The sequence below is a fragment of the Kineococcus indalonis genome (assembly GCF_009906395.1).
In the GTDB taxonomy this organism is placed as follows: Bacteria; Actinomycetota; Actinomycetes; order Actinomycetales; family Kineococcaceae; genus Kineococcus; species Kineococcus indalonis.
In genome coordinates, this window is the sequence record NZ_JAAALM010000144.1 from 1 (window position 1) to 8,172 (window position 8,172).

The following is an 8,172-nucleotide window of genomic DNA, read 5'->3' on the forward strand; positions in this document are numbered from 1 at the left end:
GGACGGGCAGGGGTTCTCCCTGGGACACGTCGCGGACGTGCTCGGCGCCCGCGGAGCGCAGCACGGCCACCAGCCGGGAGCGGTGCGCGGCGGGCAGGCCGGCCAGCACGGTGCGCTGCACCCCTCCCGCGGGCCGGGCGGGTGCGCCCCGCCCCTCCGGCATCGCCCCGTCGGCTGCCCCGTCGGCTGCCCCGTCGGCCGCTGCTGCGCGGGCTGCTGTTCCGTCCATGCGGTCGCCGCTCCTGTGCTCGGGTGAACCGGGTGCGCTCCTGGCGAGCTCGTGCCGTCTCCTGGCCGTGCGGGGGTCCACCCACCGCTCGAGCGAGCCTCGCGCGGCCCGTGGCGGAGCCGTCCCGAGGGAAGGGCGACCGCTGCGTGAGCGTGTCGCTGCGCGTGGTGCTGGAGGTGCTGCTCCGGAGCCCTGCCGCGGAGCGCCCGCCCGCATCATCGCGGTGCGGCACCGGCGCCTCAAGCGGTTCCGCAGAACCGGTGCGCACGGGCTCGGAGGCCGCGCACCCGCACCGGCACCCGCACCGGCACCTCCAGCGGCACGCGCCGGCGGTGCCCGCCGCGGCTCGCGCGGGTCAGGGCTCCAGCCGCGGGGGGCGCAGCTGCGCCTCCCACCTGGCCACCACCGAGAGCTCCCGCACCCGGGAGCTCTCCCGCAACCGGTGCGCGCACGTGGCGCGCACGAGCGCGCTCTCGGCCACCAGCGCGCGCGCCGCGGCGCTGGTGCGCTCCGCCCGCAGCAGGGCCCGGTGCACGCTGACCTGCCGCCACAGCTCCTCGGCGGCACGACCCGGCTCGGGCCCCCGGACCCGCACCTGGTGGACCTGGTGGACCTGGTGGACGTGCTCGTCCATGCGCGTGCCTCCCCACCGCTCCCCGCGCCTCGACCGCCGGCAGCGCCCAGCGTGGGCGCTGGGGGCTCCGGGGTGCAAGGGGCGGCCGGTGCCGGGACGACGGGTCGCGCCGGCCCGGCTCAGCCGGGGGGCCGCCGGGTCGATTCGCGCTCGACGAGGCGGAAGGGGACGGTCACGTCCTGCGGGGTGGCAGAGGGGGCGGCGATGCGGCGCCTGAGCAGGTGCACCGCGTGGTCGACGAGCCCCTGGTGGTCCGGGGCGATGGAGGACAGGGAGGGGATGTGGTAGCGCGCGTCCTCCACGTCGTCGTAGCCGATGACCAGGACGTCCTCGGGCACGCGCACGCCGTGGTCGGCCAGGCCGCGCACCAGGCCGAAGGCCAGGGTGTCGGTGACGCAGAAGACGCCGTCGGGCAGCTGCGGCAGCCGCAGCAGGTCCAGGGCGCACCGGGCGCCGGCGGCCTGGGTCACCCCGGCGTAGCTGGCGGCGGCCTTCAGCCCGGCCTCCTCCACCACCCGCAGGAAACCGCGCGCGCGCAGGCTGAAGGCGGCGCCCTCGGGCAGGGTGGCGCTCTCCAGCTGGTCCAGGGGCGGTGAACCCACGATGGCCACCCGGGAGCAGCCGCGCTCCACCAGCAGGCGGGTGGCCGCCTCCGCGCCGTCGACGTTGGGCATGCTGACGTGGTCCACGCTCTGGTGCAGCTCCTGCTCGCCCAGGACGACGACGGGCACCTCGCGCGAGAGGGCGTTGATCTCCCGCTCGTTGAGCCCGAGGGCGGCGATGACCAGGCCGTCGTAGGCGTTGAGCCGGGAGTCGCGGAAGGCGGCCAGCTCCCCCTCGCGGCTGGCGCGGGTCTCCTCCACCACGCAGGCCAGCCCCGCCCGCGCGAAGGAGCGCACCAGGTGGTGGCTGAGCTGGCTGTAGTAGTGGCTGTCCAGGGTGGGCACCGCGATGCCGACGACGCCGGTGCGGCCCTGGCGCAGGCTGCGCGCGGCGACGTTGACCTGGTACCCCAGGCGCTCGACGGCGGCCATGACCAGCCGGCGCGTCTGCTCGCTGACGGGGCGCTTGCCGGTCAGCGCGTTGGAGACGGTCATCGGTGAGACGCCGGCCTCCGCGGCCACGTCGCGCATGGTGACCACGCCAGACCTCCTCTGCTGGGACCGGCTGCCGCGCCGGTTCCGGTGGCTCGCCGGGGGTGGTGGGCTCGTCGTCGAACCGGGTTCCACCTCGTGCCGAGGCTACAAGCACCGCAGTCGATCGACAGTCCTTGACACCTCGCGCGGACCGACCCACTATATCGATACACGCCGGGTTGACCGGGCCACCGACGGCGGTGGGCCGAGCGGGCCGGCGCGACGACTTCGATGGACCCCGCGGGGGGCGCCGCGCTCGCACCGGCGAACCGCGGGGACGTCCTGCCCACCGACCCTGTGAGGACCGCGTGCTCATCGACGACGACCGGCACTCCGCAGCGCCGCCCACCGCAGCACCCTCCGGCGCGGCGCCCGCCACCCCGGCGCACCGCACCGCGGACCTGCCCGGCGCGCACGCGCCCACCGCGGACCTGCCCGCCGTCCCCGCCGCCGACGCCGCGCCCGTGCGGCGCGTGGAGGCGGTGCTGGACGTGGACCTGCCCGGTGCGCGCATCAACCGCCACCTGTACGGGCACTTCGCCGAGCACCTCGGCCGCTGCATCTACGGCGGTTTCTGGGTGGGGGAGGACTCCGACGTCCCCCACGAGGGCGGGATCCGCCTGGACGTGGTGGAGGCGCTGCGCGCCCTGGACATCCCCAACCTGCGCTGGCCCGGCGGCTGCTTCGCCGACACCTACCACTGGCGCGACGGCATCGGCCCGCGCGAGCAGCGCCCCACGATGGTCAACTCGCACTGGGGCGACGTCGTGGAGGACAACTCCTTCGGCACCCACGAGTTCATGGAACTGTGCGAGCTGCTGGGCGCCGAGCCGTACGTCTCGGCCAACGTCGGCAGCGGCACGGTGCGCGAGGCCGCGGAGTGGATCGAGTACCTCACCCGCGCCGACGAGTCCCCGATGGCCCAGCTGCGCCGGGCCAACGGGCGCGAGGAGCCCTGGACGGTCCCCTTCTGGGGGCTGGGCAACGAGCCGTGGGGCTGCGGCGGGGGCATGGGCGCCAACGCCTACGCGGAGCTGGCCCGCCAGTACGGCACCTACAGCCTCGACCACGGCGACAACCGCCTGTACCGCATCGCCGCCGGTGCCGCCGACGCCGACTACCGCTGGACCGAGGTGCTCATGCAGAACCTCGGCCGCTACCTCGGCGACGGCCCGGTCAGCGGGCACGGCAAGAACACCTACCAGGCGATCTCCTTCCACCACTACACGATCGTGGGGCCCACCTGGGAGGAGAAGGGCTCGGCCACCGAGTTCGGCGTGGACGAGTACTACCGCACCATGCTCAAGGCTCGCGACATCGAGCGCATCATCGCCGGGCACGCCAACGTCATGGACGCCTACGACCCCGACAAGCGCGTGGGCCTGGTGCTCGACGAGTGGGGCACCTGGTTCGACGTCGAACCCGGTACCAACCCCGGCTTCCTCTTCCAGCAGAACACGATGCGCGACGCGCTGGTGGCCAGCGTGCACTTCGACGCCTTCCACCGCCACGCCGACCGCCTGGTGATGGCCAACATCGCCCAGACCGTCAACGTGCTGCAGGCCATGCTGCTCACCGACGGCGACGCCCTGGTGCTGACCCCCAGCTACCACGTCTTCGCCATGAACAAGGGCCACCACGACGCCGCCTCGCTGCCGCTGGGCGTGCGCGGGTCCGCCCCGGTGCGCCGGGTGGGCGAGCAGGAGCTGCCCACCTTCTCCGGCTCGGCCAGCACCAAGGACGGCCAGGTGCTCGTCTCGCTGACCAACCTCGACGCCGACGAGCCCCTGGACGTGCGCATCGACGTGCGCGGCGGCGCCGTCGCGGGCCTGTCCGGCCGGCTGCTGACCGCCGAGGCGCTCACCGCGCACAACACCGCCTCGGACACCCCCGTGCAGGTGCGTGACCTCGAGGGCGTGCACGTGGAGGACGGCCTGCTGCAGGTCACCCTGCCCGCGCACAGCTTCGCCACCGTCAGCTTCACCACCGGCCCCTGAACCACCACGCACACCCGCTCGACCCGCACACACCTCCTTGACCCGACGGCCCAGCGCCGCCCGTGACGGCTCCCGCCGCCACGGCACTCCACGACTCCCCAAGGGAGGGGACCTCCGTGAACTCGCTGCCCCAGCTGCCCGCACGCCCCCAGTCCAGCCTGCTCGCGAGCGCGTTCTCGCGCCGGCGCGTCCTGGCGCTCTCGGCCCTGACCGGCGGCGCCGCGCTGGCGGCCTCGGCCTGCTCCTCCGGCGCCTCCGGCTCCAGCGACCCGAACAGCTTCGAGTTCTGGTCGTTCACCGGCATCAACCAGAAGGACTCCGTCGAGGAGTACAAGGCGCTGGCCCCCGACGTCACCGTCAAGCTCACCGAGGTCGGCAACGCCCAGGAGACCGCGCAGGGGCTGACCACCGCCCTGGCCGGCGGCAAGGTGCCCGACCTGGTGCTCATCCAGGCCGGTGACATGCCCAAGTTCATGAAGAACCCCGGCAACTTCACCGACCTCACCACCCTCGGCGCCGACGAGGTCCAGGACGACTACGTCGACTGGGTCATCCAGCAGGTCAAGGCCCCCTCGGGGGAGCTGCTCGGCATCCCCACCGACGTCGGCGGCATGGGCGTCGCCTACCGCACCGACCTCATGGCCGCCGCCGGGCTGCCGACGAACCGCGACGAGGTCGGCGCGCTGTGGCCGACGTGGGACGACTTCATCGCCACCGGTCAGCGCTACACCCAGGCGACCGGCAAGGCGTTCATCGACAACGCCGCCACGACCGTCTTCCTGCAGGCGGTCTCGCAGGGCGAGGAGCAGTACTACTCCGCCGACGGCGACGTGGTCTACGACAGCAACCCCATCGTCCGCGACTCCTTCGACCTCGGGCTGAAGGCCATCGCCGCCGGGATCACCGCGAAGCTGGAGAGCTTCACCGACGGCTGGAACGCCGGCATGGCCAAGGGCGCGTTCGCCGCCGTCGCCGCGCCGTCGTGGATGCTCGGCTCCATCCGCTCCGCGGCGCCGGACACCGAGGGCGAGTGGGACATCGCCGTCATCCCCGGCGGCAGCGGCAACTGGGGCGGCAGCTACCTGGCCATCCCGGCGCGCGCGGCCAACCCGCAGGCGGCGTGGAACTACGTCAAGGCGATGCAGTCCCCCGAGCAGCAGCTCAAGCACTTCCTCGTCTCCGGCTCGCTGCCCACCACCCCGGCCAACTACGACAAGCCGGAGCTGGTGGAGCACACCGACCCCTTCTTCGGCAACGCCCCCACCGGCAAGATCTTCACCCAGGCCGTCCTGGGCCTGAAGCCCTTCGTCAACGGGGAGTACAACACCGAGATCAGCACCGAGCTGCTCAACGCGCTCAACGGCGTCGAGGGCGACGGCGCCCCCGCCGACGCCGCCTGGGACACCGCCGTGAAGAACATCAAGACGGCGATCGGCGCCTGATGAGCGCCACCCTGACCCCCGGCGGCCTGCGGGCCGTCACACCGGCCACCGCCACCCGGCCGGTGGAGAAGCGCTGGGAGCGGCTGGCCCCGTACGGGTACGTGGCGCCCTTCTACGTCCTGTTCCTCGTCTTCGGCCTCTTCCCGCTGCTGTTCACCTTCTACGTGGCGCTGTTCGACTGGAACCCGATCGGCGACAAGACGTTCGTCGGCCTGGAGAACTTCCGGCTGCTCGGCGAGGACCCGCGCTTCTGGAACGCGCTGCGCAACACCTTCAGCATCTGGATCATCTCGACCGTCCCGCAGCTGATCATCGCGCTCATCCTGGCGCAGGTGCTCAACAACACCTTCCTGCGCCTCGCCAACTTCTTCCGCATGGCGATGCTGCTGCCGTACATCACCTCGGTCGCGGCGACGGCGATCGTCTTCGCCCAGATCTTCAACCGCGACTACGGCCTGCTGAACTGGTTCCTGGAGCTGCTGGGCTTCGAGCACATCGACTTCATGTCCAGCGCCGCCGGCAGCCACGTGCTCATCTCGGTCATGGTCATCTGGCGGTGGTTCGGCTACAACACGCTGCTGTACCTGGCGTCGCTGCAGGCCGTGCCGCGCGACCTGTACGAGGCGGCCGCCGTGGACGGGGCCGGCCCCGTCAAGCAGTTCTTCAACATCACCCTGCCGTCCCTGCGCCCGGTGATCGTCTTCACCGTCATCATGTCCACCATCGGTGGCCTGCAGATCTTCACCGAGCCGCTGCTGCTGTCCAACGGCACGCTCACGTGCGGCACGGCGCGCCAGTGCCAGACCCTCTCGCTCTTCCTGTTCGAGCAGGGCTTCGGCTCGTTCAAGTTCGGCTACGGCTCGGCCGTCGGCGTCGCGCTGTTCGGGATCATCGTCGTCGTGGCGTTCATCAACTTCCTGCTCTCGAGCCGTCTGGGGAAGAAGGGCTGACATGGCCACCACCACCCACACCCGGCAGCAGGGCGACCTGCAGCCGCGCACCACGAGGACCCGTCGCCGGCGGGGCATCGTCCGGGTGCGCTGGTACACCTACGTGCTCCTCGCCCTGGCGGCGGCGGCGTGCATCTTCCCGGTCTACTGGATGTTCGTCGTCTCCTCCGTCGGCTCGGAGGCGGCCACCCAGCTGCCGCCGCGCGTCGTTCCCGGCGGCAACTTCCTGAACCTGCTGCGGCTGGTCTTCGAGACGGTGCCGTTCGTGCGCTCGCTCATCAACAGCTTCATCGTGGCCGCGCTGATCGCCGTGGGGCAGGCGTTCCTGTGCTCGCTGGCGGGTTTCGCCTTCGCGAAGATGACCTTCCCCGGCCGCGACACGCTCTTCCTGATCCTCGTGCTGACCATGACGGTCCCGGCGCAGCTGGCCGTCATCCCGCAGTACATGATCATGTCGCAGCTGGGGTGGGTGGACACCCTCCAGGCGCTCGTCGTGCCCGGTCTGGTCAGCGCGTTCGGCATCTTCTGGATGCGTCAGCACATCAGCGCCACCATCAGCGACGAGCTGCTGCAGGCCGCGCGCATGGACGGGGCCAACTCCTGGCAGATCTTCGCCCGCATCGCCTTCCCCGTCGTCCGGCCGGCAGCCGCGGTCCTGGGGCTGCTGGGTTTCGTCAACGCCTGGAACGACTTCCTGTGGCCCTTCATCGTCCTGAAGTCCCCGGACCTGTACACCGCGCAGATCGCCATCAAGGCCCTGCAGAGCAACATCTCCGTCGACCTGGGCCTGGCCATGGCCGGCTCGTTCCTGGTCACCGTCCCGCTCCTGGTGCTGTTCGCCTTCTTCGGCAAGCAGATGGTCTCCGGGATCATGGACGGCGCCTTCAAGGGGTGAACGGGCCGGCCAGGCCGCAGACCCACCCCGTGATCCGAGAGAGGTCCCGATGACCGACACCACACCTGCGCTCAGCGACGCGCAGGTCGAGCACTTCCTCGACAAGGGCTACGTGGTGCTCGAGCGCTGCTTCGAGCCCGAGCAGGCCGAGCCCGTCGTCGAGCGCGCCTGGCAGCGCCTGGGCGTCGATCGCGACGACCCCACCACGTGGGACCGCCCCCGCGTGCACCTGCCCTCCGAGCAGTACCTCGACGCCGCCGAGTTCGCCCCCCGCGCCTTCGCCGCCGCCTGCCAGCTGCTCGGCGGCCTCGAGCGGGTCGAGACGCCGTGGGGCTGGAGCGACGGCATCATCGCCAACCTCGGCGTCGGCGCCGACCGGCCCTTCGAGCCGCCGTCGGCGAAGGTCGGCGGCTGGCACAAGGACGGCGACTTCTTCCGGCACTTCCTGGACTCGCCGGAGCAGGGGCTGCTGACGATCGTGCTGTGGACCGACGTGCTCTCCACGGGCGGGGGCACCTTCGTGGCCACCGACTCCGTGGGCGTCGTGGCCCGGTACCTGGCCGAGCGCCCCGAGGGGGTCCTGCCCGAGGAGCTGCAGGAGACGGGGCTGATCCACCACTGCCGCGAGTTCGAGGAGCTGACCGGCCGGCAGGGCGACGTGGTGCTCATGCACCCGTTCGTGCTGCACGCCACCTCCCAGAACGTCCTGCGCGCCCAGCGGCTGATCACCAACCCGCCGCTGAGCCTGCGCGAGCCGATGGACTTCGACCGCCCCGACCCCGAGGACTTCTCGCCCGTGGAGCGGGCGGTGCTGCGCGGCCTGGGCGTGGAGCGGCTGGACTTCCGCCCGAGCGCACCGCGCGAGGCCGTCGTGCCCGAGCGCCTGCGC

7 protein-coding genes are annotated in these 8,172 nt (G+C 72.1%); 5 read left to right on the forward strand and 2 right to left on the reverse strand.

The window, feature by feature from the left end:
* Positions 1–584: 584 nt before the first annotated feature.
* Together GTR00_RS09260 and GTR00_RS09265 are read right to left on the reverse strand one after the other, a co-directional pair.
* Positions 585–863, reverse strand: coding sequence for a hypothetical protein (locus GTR00_RS09260; RefSeq protein WP_166611341.1), 279 nt, complete (start codon positions 861–863; stop codon positions 585–587).
* A 119-nt stretch (positions 864–982) separates the two neighbouring features.
* Positions 983–1,996, reverse strand: coding sequence for a LacI family DNA-binding transcriptional regulator (locus GTR00_RS09265; RefSeq protein WP_240899726.1), 1,014 nt, complete (start codon positions 1,994–1,996; stop codon positions 983–985).
* A gap of 467 nt (positions 1,997–2,463) precedes the next feature.
* Here GTR00_RS09265 and GTR00_RS09270 point away from each other — a divergent pair, with 467 nt between their 5' ends.
* The 5 genes from GTR00_RS09270 to GTR00_RS09290 all read left to right on the forward strand — a co-directional run.
* Positions 2,464–3,996, forward strand: coding sequence for an alpha-N-arabinofuranosidase (locus GTR00_RS09270; protein WP_166611346.1), 1,533 nt, complete (start codon positions 2,464–2,466; stop codon positions 3,994–3,996).
* Between the two features lie 116 nt (positions 3,997–4,112).
* Complete coding sequence (locus GTR00_RS09275) at positions 4,113–5,438, forward strand: ABC transporter substrate-binding protein (RefSeq protein ID WP_323132354.1); 1,326 nt, start codon at positions 4,113–4,115, stop codon at positions 5,436–5,438.
* Positions 5,438–6,388, forward strand: a complete 951-nt coding sequence (locus tag GTR00_RS09280) for a carbohydrate ABC transporter permease (protein WP_166611343.1) — start codon at positions 5,438–5,440, stop codon at positions 6,386–6,388. The genes GTR00_RS09275 and GTR00_RS09280 overlap by 1 nt, the downstream gene beginning before the upstream one ends.
* Before the next feature lies 1 nt (position 6,389).
* Positions 6,390–7,283, forward strand: a complete 894-nt coding sequence (locus GTR00_RS09285) for a carbohydrate ABC transporter permease (RefSeq protein ID WP_166611344.1) — start codon at positions 6,390–6,392, stop codon at positions 7,281–7,283.
* Positions 7,284–7,332: 49 nt separating this feature from the next.
* Positions 7,333–8,172, forward strand: an 840-nt coding sequence (locus GTR00_RS09290) for a phytanoyl-CoA dioxygenase family protein (protein WP_166611345.1), incomplete at its 3' end; no start/stop codon positions are given.